12 protein-coding genes are annotated in these 15,848 nt (G+C 61.4%); 8 read left to right on the top strand and 4 right to left on the bottom strand.

The window, feature by feature from the left end:
- Positions 1-63: 63 nt before the first annotated feature.
- The 7 genes from FRT59_RS14510 to FRT59_RS14480 all read left to right on the top strand — a co-directional run bounded on the left by FRT59_RS14510 (position 64) and on the right by FRT59_RS14480 (position 11,451).
- A complete protein-coding gene (locus FRT59_RS14510) occupies positions 64-2,367 on the top strand; it encodes a YgiQ family radical SAM protein (protein WP_153838742.1) in 2,304 nt (767 codons plus the stop codon).
- A 137-nt stretch (positions 2,368-2,504) separates the two neighbouring features.
- Entirely contained in the window at positions 2,505-3,437 is a 933-nt protein-coding gene (gene ssp4 / locus FRT59_RS14505) for an Ssp4 family T6SS effector (RefSeq protein ID WP_034117454.1), read from the top strand.
- Complete coding sequence (locus FRT59_RS14500; RefSeq protein WP_034117455.1) at positions 3,434-3,883, top strand: hypothetical protein; 450 nt, start codon at positions 3,434-3,436, stop codon at positions 3,881-3,883. The genes ssp4 and FRT59_RS14500 overlap by 4 nt, the downstream gene beginning before the upstream one ends.
- Before the next feature lie 193 nt (positions 3,884-4,076).
- The gene (locus tag FRT59_RS14495; protein WP_233094209.1) at positions 4,077-4,409 is read left to right on the top strand and encodes a hypothetical protein; all 333 of its coding nucleotides are present in this window, start codon (positions 4,077-4,079) and stop codon (positions 4,407-4,409) included.
- A 187-nt stretch (positions 4,410-4,596) separates the two neighbouring features.
- On the top strand, positions 4,597-7,887 hold the full coding sequence (locus tag FRT59_RS14490; RefSeq protein ID WP_198809689.1) for a transglutaminase family protein: 3,291 nt from the start codon (positions 4,597-4,599) through the stop codon (positions 7,885-7,887).
- A gap of 187 nt (positions 7,888-8,074) precedes the next feature.
- The gene (locus FRT59_RS14485; RefSeq protein WP_034117459.1) at positions 8,075-10,561 is read left to right on the top strand and encodes a circularly permuted type 2 ATP-grasp protein; all 2,487 of its coding nucleotides are present in this window, start codon (positions 8,075-8,077) and stop codon (positions 10,559-10,561) included.
- On the top strand, positions 10,561-11,451 hold the full coding sequence (locus FRT59_RS14480; protein WP_153838745.1) for a transglutaminase family protein: 891 nt from the start codon (positions 10,561-10,563) through the stop codon (positions 11,449-11,451). Before FRT59_RS14485 ends, FRT59_RS14480 begins: the two co-directional genes overlap by 1 nt.
- A 46-nt stretch (positions 11,452-11,497) precedes the next feature.
- Here FRT59_RS14480 and FRT59_RS14475 read toward each other — a convergent pair whose 3' ends face one another.
- Entirely contained in the window at positions 11,498-11,680 is a 183-nt protein-coding gene (locus FRT59_RS14475) for a hypothetical protein (RefSeq protein WP_034117461.1), read from the bottom strand.
- Between the two features lie 333 nt (positions 11,681-12,013).
- On the opposite strand from FRT59_RS14475, the gene azu reads away from it, so the two are divergent.
- Positions 12,014-12,460, top strand: a complete 447-nt coding sequence (gene azu / locus FRT59_RS14470; RefSeq protein ID WP_153871525.1) for an azurin — start codon at positions 12,014-12,016, stop codon at positions 12,458-12,460.
- Between the two features lie 126 nt (positions 12,461-12,586).
- Here azu and nadE read toward each other — a convergent pair whose 3' ends face one another.
- The 3 genes from nadE to FRT59_RS14455 all read right to left on the bottom strand — a co-directional run bounded on the left by nadE (position 12,587) and on the right by FRT59_RS14455 (position 15,729).
- Positions 12,587-13,414 carry an ammonia-dependent NAD(+) synthetase gene (gene nadE / locus FRT59_RS14465; protein WP_153838746.1) on the bottom strand — a complete coding sequence of 276 codons (828 nt, stop codon included), beginning with the start codon at positions 13,412-13,414 and terminating at the stop codon, positions 12,587-12,589.
- A gap of 3 nt (positions 13,415-13,417) precedes the next feature.
- The gene (gene pncB / locus FRT59_RS14460) at positions 13,418-14,632 is read right to left on the bottom strand and encodes a nicotinate phosphoribosyltransferase (RefSeq protein WP_003188094.1); all 1,215 of its coding nucleotides are present in this window, start codon (positions 14,630-14,632) and stop codon (positions 13,418-13,420) included.
- A gap of 206 nt (positions 14,633-14,838) precedes the next feature.
- On the bottom strand, positions 14,839-15,729 hold the full coding sequence (locus tag FRT59_RS14455) for a LysR family transcriptional regulator (RefSeq protein WP_034117464.1): 891 nt from the start codon (positions 15,727-15,729) through the stop codon (positions 14,839-14,841).
- Positions 15,730-15,848: the final 119 nt, after the last annotated feature.

Genomic DNA, 15,848 nt, shown 5'->3' with positions numbered 1-15,848 from the left:
ATTGGTCAAAATTTGTGCTATATTCCGCGCCCGCGATTTTTCATCTCAACACCGGTCACCGTCATGCAAACAGCCAAGCCGTTATTTGACTATCCCAAGTACTGGGCCGAATGTTTCGGTCCTGCGCCATTCCTGCCCATGAGCAGGGAGGAGATGGATCAGCTTGGCTGGGATTCCTGCGACATCATCATTGTCACCGGTGATGCGTATGTGGATCACCCGTCGTTCGGCATGGCCATCATCGGCCGGCTGCTGGAGTCCCAGGGCTTCCGCGTCGGGATCATTGCCCAGCCGAACTGGCAGTCCAAAGACGACTTCATGAAGCTCGGCGAGCCGAACCTGTTCTTCGGCGTCGCGGCCGGCAACATGGACTCGATGATCAACCGCTACACCGCCGACAAGAAAATCCGCTCTGACGACGCCTATACCCCTGGCGGCATGGCCGGCAAACGCCCGGACCGCGCCAGCCTGGTGTACAGCCAGCGTTGCAAGGAAGCCTACAAGAACGTACCGATCGTGCTCGGCGGCATCGAAGCTTCCCTGCGCCGCATCGCCCACTACGACTACTGGCAGGACCGGGTGCGCAACTCGATCCTGATTGACGCCACCGCCGATATCCTGCTGTACGGCAACGCCGAGCGGGCCATCGTCGAAGTGGCTCAGCGCCTGTCGTGGGGCCATAAGATCGAAGACATCACCGATGTACGCGGCACCGCGTTCATTCGCCGTGACACGCCGCAGGGCTGGTACGAAGTCGACTCCACACGCATCGACCGTCCGGGCAAGATCGACAAGATCATCAACCCGTATGTGAACACCCAGGACACCCAGGCCTGCGCCATCGAGCAGGAAAAGGGCCCGGTTGAAGATCCTTCGGAAGCCAAAGTCGTGCAGATCCTGGCCAGCCCGCGCATGACCCGCGACAAGACCGTGATCCGCCTGCCATCGGTGGAAAAAGTCCGTGGTGACGCGGTGCTCTACGCCCACGCCAACCGCGTGCTGCACCTGGAAACCAACCCAGGCAACGCGCGCGCCCTGGTGCAGAAGCATGGCGAAGTGGACGTGTGGTTCAACCCGCCGCCCATCCCGATGACCACCGAAGAAATGGACTACGTGTTCGGCATGCCTTACGCCCGCGTACCGCACCCGGTGTACGGCAAGGAGAAGATCCCGGCCTACGACATGATCCGCTTCTCGGTAAACATCATGCGTGGCTGCTTTGGCGGCTGCACCTTCTGCTCGATCACTGAGCACGAAGGCCGCATCATTCAGAACCGTTCCGAAGAGTCGATCATTCGCGAGATCGAAGAGATCCGCGACAAGGTACCGGGCTTTACCGGCGTGATCTCCGACCTCGGCGGCCCGACCGCGAACATGTACCGCATCGCCTGCAAAAGCCCGGAGATCGAATCCGCGTGCCGCAAGCCGTCGTGCGTGTTCCCCGGCATCTGCCCGAACCTGAACACCGACCACTCGTCGCTGATCCAGCTGTACCGCAGCGCCCGTGCGTTGCCGGGTGTGAAGAAGATCCTGATCGCTTCCGGCCTGCGCTACGACCTGGCCGTCGAGTCGCCTGAATATGTGAAAGAGCTGGTCACCCACCACGTCGGTGGTTACCTCAAGATCGCCCCGGAACACACCGAGGAAGGCCCGCTCAACCAGATGATGAAGCCGGGCATTGGCAGCTATGACAAGTTCAAGCGCATGTTCGAGAAGTACACCAAGGAAGCGGGCAAGGAGCAGTACTTGATCCCGTACTTCATCGCCGCCCACCCGGGCACCACCGATGAAGACATGATGAACCTGGCCCTGTGGCTCAAGGGCAATGGCTTCCGTGCCGACCAGGTGCAGGCGTTCTACCCGTCGCCAATGGCCACCGCCACCGCGATGTACCACTCGGGCAAGAACCCGCTGCGCAAGGTCACCTACAAGAGCGACGCGGTGACCATCGTCAAGAGCGAAGACCAGCGCCGTCTGCACAAGGCGTTCCTGCGTTACCACGACCCGAAAGGCTGGCCGATGCTGCGTGAAGCGCTGACCCGCATGGGCCGTGCCGACCTGATAGGGCCGGGCAAGGACCAGTTGATCCCGCTGCACCAGCCGAGCACTGATAGCTATCAGAGCGCCCGTCGCAAGAACTCGACGCCAGCAGGCAGCCACAAGGTCGCCAAGGAAGCCACGACTAAAATCCTCACCCAGCACACCGGCCTGCCGCCCCGTGGCAGCGACGGCAGCAACCCGTGGGACAAGCGCGAGCAAGCCAAGGCAGCGGCCCAGGCGCGCAACAAGCAGGCGGCCAAGGAACGCGCTGATGCGGCCAAGGGCAAGGGCGGCAAGCCTGCGCGCAAGCCAGTCGTGCCGCGTTGATCGCAGCCTGAAATGCAAAACGCCAGCCTCGTGCTGGCGTTTTGCTTTCTAGCCGGTGGGTAGGCCGTTTGTTAAGGTGGCGCCCATTAGATTGCCCGGCCCGGCCCGGCCACCGTCACTTTCAAGGAAGAACACTTATGAGCAATCCCCTGCTCAACATCGGCATGGACTCCAACCGTTCGCAGTTCATGGCGCGCCAGCGCATCGAAAGCCAGGTCAACCTGCCACGGCTGTTTGCGGCCATCGACGCTGACCCCGGCATCGTCGGCGCAGGTGTTGTGTACATCGACGCCGACTTCAATGTCGTCACCCTGCGTGAGTTCAAACCCATCTGCAGCATCAAGCCCAAGCGCATCATTTTGCGTGAGGCACAGAAGTACATTTCGCCTGCACAGTTCGTGGAGCAGGTGAAGACCGATCCTAGGGAAGGACGCCTTCAAAAAGAGGCGTTTGATATGGGCCTTTCCTGCGGCGCGGCGGTGATCGGTTGGATCGTGGTGTTCAGTGGTAGCGTCGCAGTGCCGTTTACGGCGGGCGCCAGCGCTTTCGTGGTAGGCATTGGCATTACGGCTGCAGCGGCCAGCAGCGCCCAATGCGGGTTTGGCGTAGCGCGCACCTATAACGAAATACTGGATCCTGATGCCAATGACCGCATGGACGACGCCGAATGGTACGGCGCCGTTTCACCCATCCTCGATGCGGCCTCTTTGGTGGGCATCGGCACGGGTGCCTTGACCACGGTCAGACTGCTCAAGGCCAACAAAGCAGCGGCATTGGGAAAGAGTTGGTACGAGTTGCTCAAGGGCCTGAGCCGCCAGGAGCGCAAGAAGTTGACCAAGGAATTGCTAAGCCTCAAGGACCCAAGTCTGACCCCCAAGTTGCTCAAATTGCAGCAGCGCACCGGCAAATTGACCAAGAGCTACAGTTCCACGCAGATTCGTCATGCAACCCTGACTCAACTCAAGGATGCCCTGGGAGGGCTCTTGGGTATCTGGGGCAGCTATCGAAGCGGTCACGTGGGCACTGCCGAGACGATTGCTATCGGCCTTTATGAGGACCTGACGGAATGAACGGCTTTCCCGACATGCGCAGTTTCCTTGCGCGTTATTTTCCGGTGTTCATGGGTACCATTTTCATGGCGATCTTTTCTGGCTCAGTCGCGATCTCCACGGCGGGCGTGACGTATTTGCGCGGGGTTGATCCGCAGCTCAAGTCCAGTTATTCGGGGGCGGCGATCTTGATACTGGTGGCGGTCCTGGTACTTGGTAACGTGATGATTGCGCGTGGCTATCCTTGGGCGACCCGGCTGATGGCGGGATACCTCGGCGCGTGCCTGCTGTTCGTCTTGCCGATGATTCAATACGACCTCAATCGCCTGGTGTATGGTTCGGCGGTGTTATTCCCGCTGCTGGGATTACTGCTGCTCAACAGCAATCGCCACCGCGAAATGCGCCAGCGGCTTCTGGAAATACGCCACCTGCGTCAAGCCGTGATCGCCGCGCGCAAAAAACGCTGACTGGGTAGGCTGTTTGTTAATGTGAGCCCCATTGAAGCGCTTTCGCGAGCAAGCCCGCTCCCACATTCGACCGTATTCTCATGCTGGAACTCGCTCAAGTGTGGGATCGGGCTTGCTCGCGAAAGCGCCAGTTCAGTCAACAGCCATTTCAAGGAAGATTACTCCCCATGGGCAATCCCTGGTCGGCATCGGCATGGACTCCAACCGCTCCCAGCTCAAGCATTCCACCATCGTCCAGATAGGCGATGCTTTCAGCGCGGGGCTTAGCGTTGCAGGCCTGGTGCGCTCGGTCAACAGCAACTTCCTGGTGGTGCGCGGGCACGCCTGGGCGGTGTGGGGCATGGTGGGCTTTTTCGTGATGTGCCTGTTGGTGGTGTTGCCGACGCTGCAGTATCACCCGCACTGGTTTATCTACAGTGAAAGCCTGTTCTGGCCATTACTTGGGTTGTTGCTGATCAACAGCAAAGGCTATCGCTCGATGGTGGGTAAGTTGGTTGAGGTGCGCCGGCTGCGTGAGGCAGCCTGATTGAGTCGTTTCACCACTTCGCGGGCACACATGCGCCACAAATATGTGCAAGCCTCGCACCACGGCACCCCGCTGGCGCCGTTTTGGTGCTGTACTGCACCGGGTCATACGAAAAAGCGCAATGACGGCCGCTCTGGCATAAGTCTTGCGCGCTATGTATCCATGCCCTGGCTCGCAGGAGGCCGCCGTGTCGATTCATGTCGCGTTGCACCACGTTACGCATTACCGCTACGACCGCGCTGTCGAACTCGGCCCACAGATTGTGCGTCTGCGCCCGGCGGCTCATAGCCGCACGCGGATTTTGTCTTATGCGCTGAAGGTGCTGCCCGAGCAGCATTTCATTAATTGGCAGCAAGACCCGCAGGGCAATTACCTGGCGCGCCTGGTGTTTCCGGAAAAGACCGACGAACTGCGCATCGAAGTCGACTTGGTCGCCGAGATGGCGGTGTTCAACCCGTTCGACTTTTTCCTCGAGCCGTATGCCGAAAAAATCCCGTTCAGCTACGCCGCCGATGAGCAACGCGAGCTGGCGCCGTACCTGGAAACTTTGCCGCTGACGCCAAGATTTACCGCGTACCTGGCCGGTATCGATCGAACGCCATTGCCTGCGGTGGATTTCCTGGTGGGGCTGAACCAGCGTCTGGCCGCCGATATCGGCTACCTGATCCGCATGGAACCGGGCGTGCAAACCCCGGAGTTCACCCTGGAAAACGCCTCCGGTTCCTGCCGCGATTCGGCCTGGCTGCTGGTGCAATTGCTGCGCAACCTGGGCTTGGCGGCGCGTTTTGTCTCGGGTTACCTGATCCAGCTCACCGCTGACGTCAAAGCGCTCGACGGTCCCTCGGGCACCGAAGTGGACTTCACCGACCTGCACGCCTGGTGCGAAGTGTATTTGCCCGGCGCCGGCTGGATCGGCCTCGACGCGACTTCCGGGCTGTTCGCCGGTGAAGGGCATATCCCGTTGGCCTGTAGCCCCGATCCATCTTCTGCCGCGCCGATCAGCGGGTTGGTGGAGCCGTGCGAGTGCGAATTTACCCACGAGATGTCGGTAGAGCGCATTTGGGAAGCGCCGCGGGTGACCAAGCCCTACACCGAAGAACAATGGCTGGCGATCCAGGCCCTGGGCCGGCAGATCGATGCTGACCTGCTCAAGCACGACGTGCGCCTGACCATGGGTGGCGAGCCGACCTTCGTTTCGATCGACGACCCCGACGGCGCCGAGTGGAACACCGCCGCCCTGGGGCCGGACAAGCGTCGCCTGTCCGCCGAGCTGTTCCAACGCCTGCGCCAGCACTATGCGCCCAAGGGCCTGGTGCATTTCGGCCAGGGCAAGTGGTACCCCGGCGAGCAACTGCCGCGTTGGTCGCTCAATTGCTATTGGCGTCGCGATGGGGTGCCGATCTGGCACAACAGTGCGTTGATCGCCGATGAGCAACAAGGCTATGGGGCTGACGGCGCGATGGCAGGGCGCTTCCTGGCCAGCGTCGCTGAACGCCTGAAACTGCCGGCGCGCTTTGTGTTCCCGGCGTTCGAAGACAACTTCTACTACCTGTGGCGCGAAGGCGCGTTGCCGCAAAACGTCAGCGCCCAGGACCCGCGCTTGAGTGACGAGCTGGAGCGCGAACGCCTGCGCAAAGTCTTCAGCCAGGGCCTGGATAAAGTCATCGGCCAAGTGCTGCCGCTGGCGCGCACGGCGGCCAATGATCGCTGGCAGAGTGGGCGCTGGTACCTGCGTGATAACCACTGCCGCCTGGTGCCGGGCGATTCGCCGCTGGGTTATCGGCTGCCCTTGGCTTCCCAGCCGTGGGTGACGGCGGCGGAGTATCCGTTCGTGCATCCGACCGACCCGAATCAGGATCAGCCGCAGTTGCCGACCGCCGCGCAACTGCACAGCCACGGCGAGCCGGCCCCGAGCGATGAGCGTGTGCCGAAGGTCGACGAATCCGCCGACTGGCTGACCCGCACCGCGCTGTGCGCCGAGGCACGGGAAGGGCGCCTGTACCTGTTTATGCCGCCGCTGGAGCGCGTCGAGGATTACCTGGAACTGGTAGCGGCCATCGAGGCCACAGCCCAAGAGCTGCATTGCCCGGTGTTGCTGGAAGGTTACGAGCCGCCCGCGGACACACGCTTGAGCAATTTCCGGGTGACGCCAGACCCCGGTGTGATCGAGGTCAACGTACAGCCGTCCGCCACCTGGGATGAGTTGGTGGAACGCACCGAATTCCTCTACGAAGAGGCCCGGCAAACTCGCCTGACCACCGAGAAATTCATGATCGACGGGCGCCACACCGGAACCGGCGGCGGTAACCACTTCGTGCTGGGCGGCGCGACCCCCAAGGACTCACCGTTCCTGCGCCGCCCTGACCTGCTACGCAGCCTGATCAGCTACTGGCATAACCACCCGTCGCTGTCCTACCTGTTCTCCGGCCTGTTTATCGGCCCGACCTCCCAGGCGCCACGGGTGGACGAGGCACGCAACGATGTGCTGTATGAACTGGAAATCGCCTTCGCGCAGATGCCAGCCCCTGGCGAGGAATGCCCGCCGTGGTTGGTGGATCGCCTGTTGCGCAACCTGCTGATCGACGTGACCGGCAATACCCACCGCGCCGAATTCTGTATCGACAAACTCTATTCACCCGACGGCGCCACCGGCCGCCTGGGCCTGCTGGAACTGCGCGCCTTTGAAATGCCGCCCCATGCGCGCATGAGCCTGACCCAGCAATTACTGCTGCGGGCGCTGGTCGCACGGTTCTGGCGCGAGCCTTACGCACCGCCGAAACTGGCGCGCTGGGGCACCGAGTTGCATGACCGCTTCCTGTTGCCGCACTTTATCGAGCAGGACTTTGCCGACGTGATCGTCGAGCTGAATGCTGCCGGCTACCCGCTGCGCGCCGAATGGTTTGCGGCGCATCTGGAATTCCGCTTCCCCAAGGTGGGCGACTACGCCGTCAGCGGTATCGAACTGGAACTGCGCCAGGCATTGGAGCCTTGGCATGTGCTGGGTGAAGAGGGCGCGGTGGGCGGCACGGTACGCTACGTGGATTCGTCCCTGGAGCGCCTGCAAGTGAAGTTGAGCGGCCTGCCAGCGCAGCGCTACCTGCTGACCTGCAATGGCGTCCCGGTGCCGCTGCAACCGACCGGCCGAGTCGGAGAGTTTGTCGCTGGCGTGCGTTATCGCGCCTGGCAACCGGCCAACTGCCTGCAACCGACCATCGCGGTGCACGCGCCGTTAGTGTTTGACCTGCTCGACACCTGGATGCAGCGCTCGTTGGGCGGCTGCCAATACCATGTGGCGCACCCGGGCGGGCGCAATTACGACAGCTTGCCGGTGAATGCCAATGAGGCAGAGAGTCGGCGGATGGCGCGGTTTTTCCGCTTGGGGCATAGCCCAGGCAAGCTCCCTGTGCCGACTGTAGTGGTGAGCGATGAATTGCCAATGACCTTGGATTTGCGCCGTTTCCCCAATAAAGATGATTGAGTGCGATCCAAATGTGGGAGGGGCGGTGCGACGATTCGACTTGCTCCCGATTGCGGTACATCAGTCACCTGATACTTGGCTGAACACCGCCATCGGGAGCAAGTCGAATCGTCGCACCGCCCCTCCCACAAGGGATTTGCATTGTTTGTTAGGTTAATCTGAGCCCCTTGCCCCTGCCGAGCGTTCCATGTCCGACTTGCTCGACCGTTACCCGCTGACCGCGGGCACCTATCACGAACTGCTGGATGCCAGCGGCGCAGTGCGTGCCCATTGGCAGCGTTTGCTCGATCACCTGCAACGCAGCACGCCCGCACAACTGGCCCAGCGCCAGGCGCTGCTGACGCGCCAGATCCAGGAAAACGGCGTGACTTACAACGTCTACGCCGACCCCAAGGGCGCTGATCGCCCCTGGGAACTGGACCTGCTGCCCCATGTGCTGGCTGCGGATGAGTGGCAGCAATTGTCGGCGGGTATCGCCCAGCGTGCGCGCTTGCTCAATGCGGTGCTGGCCGATCTTTATGGCCCGCAGCGCCTGATCAAGGAAGGCCTGCTGCCGGCAGAGCTGGTGTTCGGCCATAACAATTTCCTGTGGCCTTGCCAGGGCATCCAGCCGCCCGACGGCGCGTTCCTGCACTTATACGCAGTGGACCTGGCGCGCACGCCGGATGGCCGTTGGTGGGTCACCGCTGACCGCACCCAAGCCCCGTCGGGCGCTGGCTATGCCCTGGAAAACCGTACCATCGTGTCCCGCGCCTTCCCGGACTTGTACCGTGATTTGCAGGTGCAGCACCTCACCGGTTTCTTCCGCACACTTCAGGAAACCCTGGCGCGCCAGGCGCCCGGCGATGACCAGCCGCCGCTGATCGTGCTGCTCACACCGGGCCGTTTCAACGAGAGCTATTTCGAACACTTGTACCTGGCGCGCCAACTCGGTTACCCGCTGGTCGAAGGCGGCGACCTCACCGTGCGCGACAGCACGGTGTTCCTCAAGACCCTCAGCGGGCTGCGTCGGGTCCACGCGATCATGCGTCGCCTGGATGACGATTTCTGCGATCCGCTGGAGCTGCGTACCGACTCGGCGCTCGGCGTGCCCGGCCTGCTCGACGCCGTGCGCCAAGGCAATGTGCTGGTGGCCAATGCCCTGGGCAGCGGTGTGCTGGAGTCTCCCGGTTTGCTCGGCTTCTTGCCCAGGATCAACCAATTCCTGTTTGGTGAGGAGCTGATCCTGCCATCCATCGCCACCTGGTGGTGCGGTGAAGCACCGGTGCTGGCCGAGGCCCTGGAAAAGCTTCCCGAACTGCTGATCAAGCCGGCCTTTCCTTCGCAAAGTTTCGCCCCGGTGTTTGGTCGTGACCTGAATGACGAGCAACGCCAGGCCCTGGCCGAGCGTATGCGCGCACGGCCTTACGCCTATGTCGCCCAGGAGCTGGCGCAATTGTCCCAGGCGCCGGTGTGGCACACCGAAGAGGACCATCTGCAACACCGCGCCATCGGCATGCGCGTGTACGCCGTGGCCAGCGATGAAGGCTATCGCGTGCTGCCCGGCGGCCTCACCCGTGTGGCCGCCGAGGCCGATGCCGAAGTGGTCTCGATGCAGCGCGGCGGTGCGAGCAAGGACACCTGGGTGCTCGGCGAACGCGCCAGTGCCGGTGAACAATGGCGAGCCCAGCGCGCGATTGGTGCCCACGATCTGGTGCGCCGCGACCCGTACCTGCCTTCGCGGGTAGTGGAAAACCTGTTCTGGTTTGGCCGCTATTGCGAGCGCTGCGATGACAGCGCGCGCTGGCTGCGTGTCGTGCTGGCGCGCTATGTCGATGGCGATGATCCATTGGCGTTGCAGGCGGCGGTCGAGCTGGGTGAGAGCCTGCGCCTGCTGCCGGAGGAAGGTGAGTTGCCAGAGCGCCTGCTCGCAGCCTTGCTTGGTGATGACTGGCCTTCGAGCCTGCGCGCCAACCTGCAGCGCTTGCAGTGGGCGGCCTCCCAGGTACGCGGCAAGTTGTCCCGGGAAAACTGGCAGGCCCTGGTGGAGTTGCAACGCGAAGCCATGGAGCTGGAAAGCGAAACGCCGGACTTTGGCGAACTGCTGGATTTCCTCAACCGCTTGGTGATGTCTCTCGCAGCACTGTCCGGGTTTGCCCTGGACGACATGACCCGCGATGAGGGCTGGCGCTTCTTGATGATGGGCCGGCGTATCGAGCGCCTGCAATTTCTCAGTACTAGCCTGGCGGCGTTCCTGCGCGGTGTGGCGGTGTTCGATCAGGCTGGGCTGGAGTGGTTGCTGGAACTGGGCAATAGCAGCATCACCTATCGCTCGCGCTACCTGGCGGTGCCGCAGTTGATCCCGGTGCTCGACCTGTTGTTGCTCGATGAGCAGAACCCTCACGCGGTGCTGTTTCAGTTGAAACTGGTGAGCCGCACCTTGCGTCGCCTCAACGATGACTTTGGTGTACCGAGGGAAACCGGGCTGGCGCCGTTGGTGGAAAGCCTGGCGCGTTTCGACCTGGGTTGCCTGGAAAACCCGTTGTTTGGAGAGTCCAGCGTGCGTGCCGCGCTGGACGGCCTGGCCGACCTGCTGCAAGCGGTCGCCGATGAGAGTGGGCAAGTGTCGGATCGACTGGCGTTGCGCCATTTTGCCCATGTGGATGATGTCAGCCAGCAGACGGTGTCGGTGTGATGAGTGCGCGCTACCAGATTTTCCACGATACCCATTACCACTATGACAGCCCGGTGTCCCTGGCCCAGCAACTGGCGCACTTATGGCCGCGGCCGTGTGCCTGGCAGCGCTGTACCTGGCAACAGCTGGATATCAGCCCGCAGCCGTCTTCGCGTCGCGATGAGCTGGACGTGTTCGGCAACCCGATCACCCGCCTGGCGTTCGAGCGGCCCCATGATGAATTACTGGTGAACGCGGCGCTGACCGTGGAAGTGCTGGCGCGGCCTGTGCTGGACTTCCAGCAATCGCCGGCCTGGGACCACACCCGTGACAGCCTGACCTACAGCAGCCAGCCTCTGACCGCGCAGATGATCGAAGCCTGTCGTTATCGCTTCGAGTCGCCCTATGTGCATCTGAAAAAAACCTTCGTCGAGTTCTCTGAAAGCTGTTTCCCGCCTGGTGAGCCCTTGCTGTTGGGCACGCAGGCGTTGATGCAGAAGATTTTCAGCGAGTTCACCTTCGATGCCGAAGCCACCCAGGTCGCCACGCCGCTGGTGGAAGTGTTGGAGCGCCGTCGCGGGGTGTGCCAGGACTTCGCCCATCTGATGCTCGCCTGCCTGCGCTCGCGGGGGCTGGCCGCGCGCTATATCAGTGGCTACCTGCTGACCCAGCCACCGCCCGGCCAGCCACGGCTGATCGGCGCCGATGCGTCCCATGCCTGGGTCTCGGTGTTTTGCCCGGTGTCGGGCTGGGTGGATTTTGATCCGACCAACAATGTGCAGCCGGCACTGGAGCACATCACCCTGGCCTGGGGCCGGGATTTCTCTGATGTGTCGCCGTTGCGTGGGGTGATTCTGGGGGGAGGGAGCCATGACCCGGAGGTACGGGTGACGGTCATGCCGCTGGAGTAGCGGTGGGTTGTGGTGAGCAGGAAGGGCCTGCTCACCCCAACAAAATTTATTCCGCCGGGTCTTTCGGAGTTTCGGTCTCGTCAGTCGCCACTTCACCTTCGGCATCCGGGTTCAGTGCGCCTGCTTCTTCGTCTGCAGCGGCTTTCTTGCGTTGCAGCTTTTCCTCTTTCTTCTGTTCCTTGGCCAAGTCTCTCTGACGTTTGGCGAAGGAGTAATTAGGTTTGGCCATGGGCGATCCTCTAGGGTCGAAGGTGAGGGTGGGCGGCGCGCAGCTGCCTTGGGTCGTCATGGTAGCAGCTTCAAGGTGCCTTTCGCCTTCACTTACCGCAGGCGTACGCGGCCAGCAGGCCGTTGAACAGGTGGTTAAGGTGCATGGTGCGCACTCCAGTGGGGAATGAGCCGATCATAGGCAGCCTGCGGCACTTTGGCTGGTTGATTGTGTTGATCAATCTGATAGCCTAAAGTTGTATACAATCTGTTGATTCAGATCATAAGAATTCAAGCCTGCTTGAGGCACCCTTGTCGCAATACGCGTTTTCTAAACCCTGCCTTGGAGATTCACATGTTTGCCAAACTCGTTGCTGTTTCCCTGCTGACTCTGGCGAGCGGCCAGTTGCTTGCTGCAGAGTGCAAGGTCACCGTCGACTCCACCGATCAGATGTCCTTCAATACCAAAGCCATTGAAATCGACAAAAGCTGCAAGACGTTCACCGTTGAGCTGACTCACTCGGGCAACCTGCCGAAAAACGTGATGGGGCATAACTGGGTATTGACCACTGAAGCCAACATGCAACCAGTCGCTACCGACGGCATGGCTGCCGGCATCGACAAGGACTACCTCAAGCCAGGCGACGATCGCATCATTGCCCACACCAAGATCATCGGTGCTGGCGAGAAAGATTCGGTGTCCTTTGACGTCTCCAAGCTGAAGGCCGATGAGAAGTACAGCTTCTTCTGCTCGTTCCCAGGCCACATCTCGATGATGAAAGGCACTGTGACCGTCAAGTAACACCGCGTTATCGTTCATCGGGGGCAAGCCCCCTCCCACACTTTGATTTGTGAATACATTCAAATGTGGGAGGGGGCTTGCCCCCGATGGCATTCTGGCAATCAATGCAAAACTATCTGGCTGACCTCAAGGCGCAAATGGCATCACCCGCTTATGCTCAGTCTTTCGATACGTCTCGCAGATAATCCTGAACGCTTCCTCACGCACCGGCTCACCGTGCAGAAACGCATCAATCTCTGCATAGGTCACGCCATGTGACGCTTCGTCCGGCTTGCCCGGCGACAAGTCTTCCAGGTCCGCCGTCGGGATCTTCTCCACCAGCGATTCGGGCGCACCAAAGTGCCGGGCAATCGCACGCACCTGGTTCTTCACCAGCCCGCTCAATGGCGCCAGATCACAGGCACCATCACCGAACTTGGTGAAGAAACCCATCACCGCTTCCGCCGCGTGGTCGGTACCGATCACCAGCCCACCGGCCGCACCCGCGATGGTGTACTGCGCCACCATGCGCATACGCGCCTTGGTGTTGCCCAACACGAAATCACGGGACACCGCCGCCTTGCCCTCAAACGCGGCCACTTCATCAGCCAGGGCTTTGACCGCCGGGCCGATGTTGACGGTGTGGCGCTCGTCCGGCTCGATAAAGTCCACCGAGGCCTGGGCGTCGTGTTCGTCGAACTGGGTTTCGTAGGGCAGGCGCACGGCGATAAAACGGTAAGCCTCGTCGCCGGTGCTGGCGCGCAGTTCCTGCATCGAACGTTGGGCCAGCAGGCCGGCGGTCAGGGAGTCGACGCCGCCGCTGATGCCCAGCACCAGGGCCTTGAGCCCGGAATTTCGCAGGCAGTCCTGGATAAAGCTCACGCGTCGGGCGATCTCGGCTTCAAGGCTGGCCTGGTCGTTGAACGGCGCTTGGACCTTGAGCTGCTGCGCAATCTCACGCTGTACGGCTTGCATGATTCACTCCTTGCTGGAAAGGGCAGGTACTTTGAAAACGTGACGCAAATAAGCGACAAAATTCGGGTCGGTGCAATGGGTCTTGCCCGCTTCATCGGAGATCTTGGCGACGGGCTGGCCATTGCAGGCGGTCATTTTAAGCACGATGCTCATCGGTTCCACCCCCGGAATGTCGCAGGTCAGGTTGGTGCCGATACCAAAGCTCACATTGATCCGACCCCGCAGTGCGCGGAAAATCTCCAGGGCCTTTGGCAGCGTCAGGCTGTCGGAGAACACCAGGGTCTTGCTCATCGGTTCGATGCCGAGCTTGTGGTAGTGGGCAATGGCTTTTTCCGCCCACTGGATCGGGTCGCCGGAGTCGTGACGCAGGCCGTCGAACAGCTTGGCGAAGTACAAGTCGAAGTCGCCGAGGAAGGCGTCAGTGGTGATGCAGTCGGTCAGGGCGATGCCCAGCAGGCCACGGTACTCGCGTACCCAGCAATCCAGGGCGGCGATCTGGCTGTCGATCAGGCGTGGGCCGAGTTGCTGGTGGGCCATGATCCATTCGTGGGCCATGGTGCCCAACGGCTTCATATCGAACTCGCGGGCCAGGTGCACGTTGCTGGTGCCGACAAAGCGCCCGGGAAAATCATGTTTGAGCACGCTGACCACTTCTTCCTGTACGCGATAGGAAAAGCGTCGGCGCGTACCGAAGTCTGCCACTTGCAGCTCCGAGAGTTCATCGCTGCTGGCATTCGCCGTCAGCCAATCGAACTTGCGGTACAGCTGCTCGCGCGCCTGTTCGAGGATCACGGTCTGATAGCGGTAGCGGTTCCGCACTTCGCTGACGATGGCCAGCATCGGCACTTCAAACAGGATCACATGCAGCCACGGCCCACGCAGGCGGATAAACAGTTCGCCGTTCTCGATGCCGGTCTGCACGTAGCGCAGGTTGAAGCGGAACAGCCCGAGAAAGCGCAGGAAGTCTGGCTTCATAAAGCTGATGCGTTCCAGGAAACCCAGCTGGTCCGGGCTCAGGCTCAGCTCGGCGAGGCGCTCGATCTGGTAGCGGATCTCTGCCAGGTACGGGCGCAGGTCTTCGCTGTTGCGGCAACGGAACTCCCATTCAACTTCCACATTCGGGTAGTTGTGCAGCACCGCCTGCATCATGGTCAGCTTGTAGAAGTCGGTGTCGAGCAGGTTCTGCACGATGCGATCGGCAAACACACTCTCGCTCATAACGGGAATCTCCAGACGGGTCGGCGATGGGCGCCGGCCTTTACGCACAATTAAGGAAGGGAGCTAGTGGCGCATAGACCTGTGGGGTTTTGCCAGTGATTTTTTCAGTGAGGCCACCGGCCTCATCGGGAGCAAGCCCCCTCCCACATTTGAAACGCATTCCAACTGTGGGAGGGGGCTTGCTCCCGATGGCGGTAAACCAGGCACTAAATAACCTGCTCCAGCATCCATTTCACAAATTCGCGCACCTTGGGCACTTCCGCCGAATGTTCCGGATAAGCCAGATAGTAAGCATCCTGGCTCGGCATTGCATGCTGCCAGGGGATCACCAGCTTGCCCTCGGCCAATTCCTCTTCCACCAGAAAGCGCGGCAACAGCGCCACGCCACAGCCCACCTGCGCGGCCCGAATGCACATATAAAACGTGTCGAACCGTGGCCCGTGATAGCTGTGCTCGGTATGAAAGCCCTGGCTGGCAAACCAGTCATGCCAGCCCTGGGGCCGCGATGCGTTTTGCAGCAGCACCAGGTCGCTCAGTTGTGTGGGGGCGGTGAAGGGCAGGGCGGGCAGGCTGTCGGGTGAACATACAGGCACCAGCTCTTCACCGAACAGCTTCAGGCTTTCGGTGCCCGGGCGTGCGCCCTGGCCGAAATAGAACGCCAGGTCGGCCTTGCCTTGCAGCAGCTCGTCCGGCTCCTGCTCGTTGCACAGGTCCAGGTGGATCTGCGGGTGGCGCAGGCGCCAGCCTTTCAAGCGCGGCACCAGCCAGCGTGCGCCGAAAGTGTAGGGCGTGGACACGCGCAGCACTTCGGTCTCGCCGCCGTAGGAGCGCAGGTAATGGGTGGACATCTCCACCTGCGTGAGGATCTTGCGCACTTCCACCAGGTACAGATCGCCCGCCGGAGTCATCTGCAACCGGCGGCGCACCCGGCGAAACAGCAGGTGTTGCAGCAGCTCTTCCAACTGCGCCACCTGTTTGCTCACCGCGCTTTGCGTCAGGTTCAGTTCCTCGGCGGCGCGGGTGAAGCTCAGGTGGCGGGTGGCAGCTTCGAAACACTGCAGGGCGGTGATCGAGGGCAAATGTCTTTTATTCAGCACGGCATGCCTCTTTTTATTGTTTGCATGAATAAACGGAATGATATCTCGCCTAATCGTCGTTTGTTGGCAAGTCTTGGGCCAGCTACAAATGAGGCCTGGATCGCCGTGCGGGCCGCGGC

The organism is Pseudomonas haemolytica, from assembly GCF_009659625.1.
In the GTDB taxonomy this organism is placed as follows: domain Bacteria; phylum Pseudomonadota; class Gammaproteobacteria; order Pseudomonadales; family Pseudomonadaceae; genus Aquipseudomonas; species Aquipseudomonas haemolytica.
Note: the sequence above shows the minus strand (reverse complement) of the source record. Positions and strands in the feature narration are given on the sequence as shown.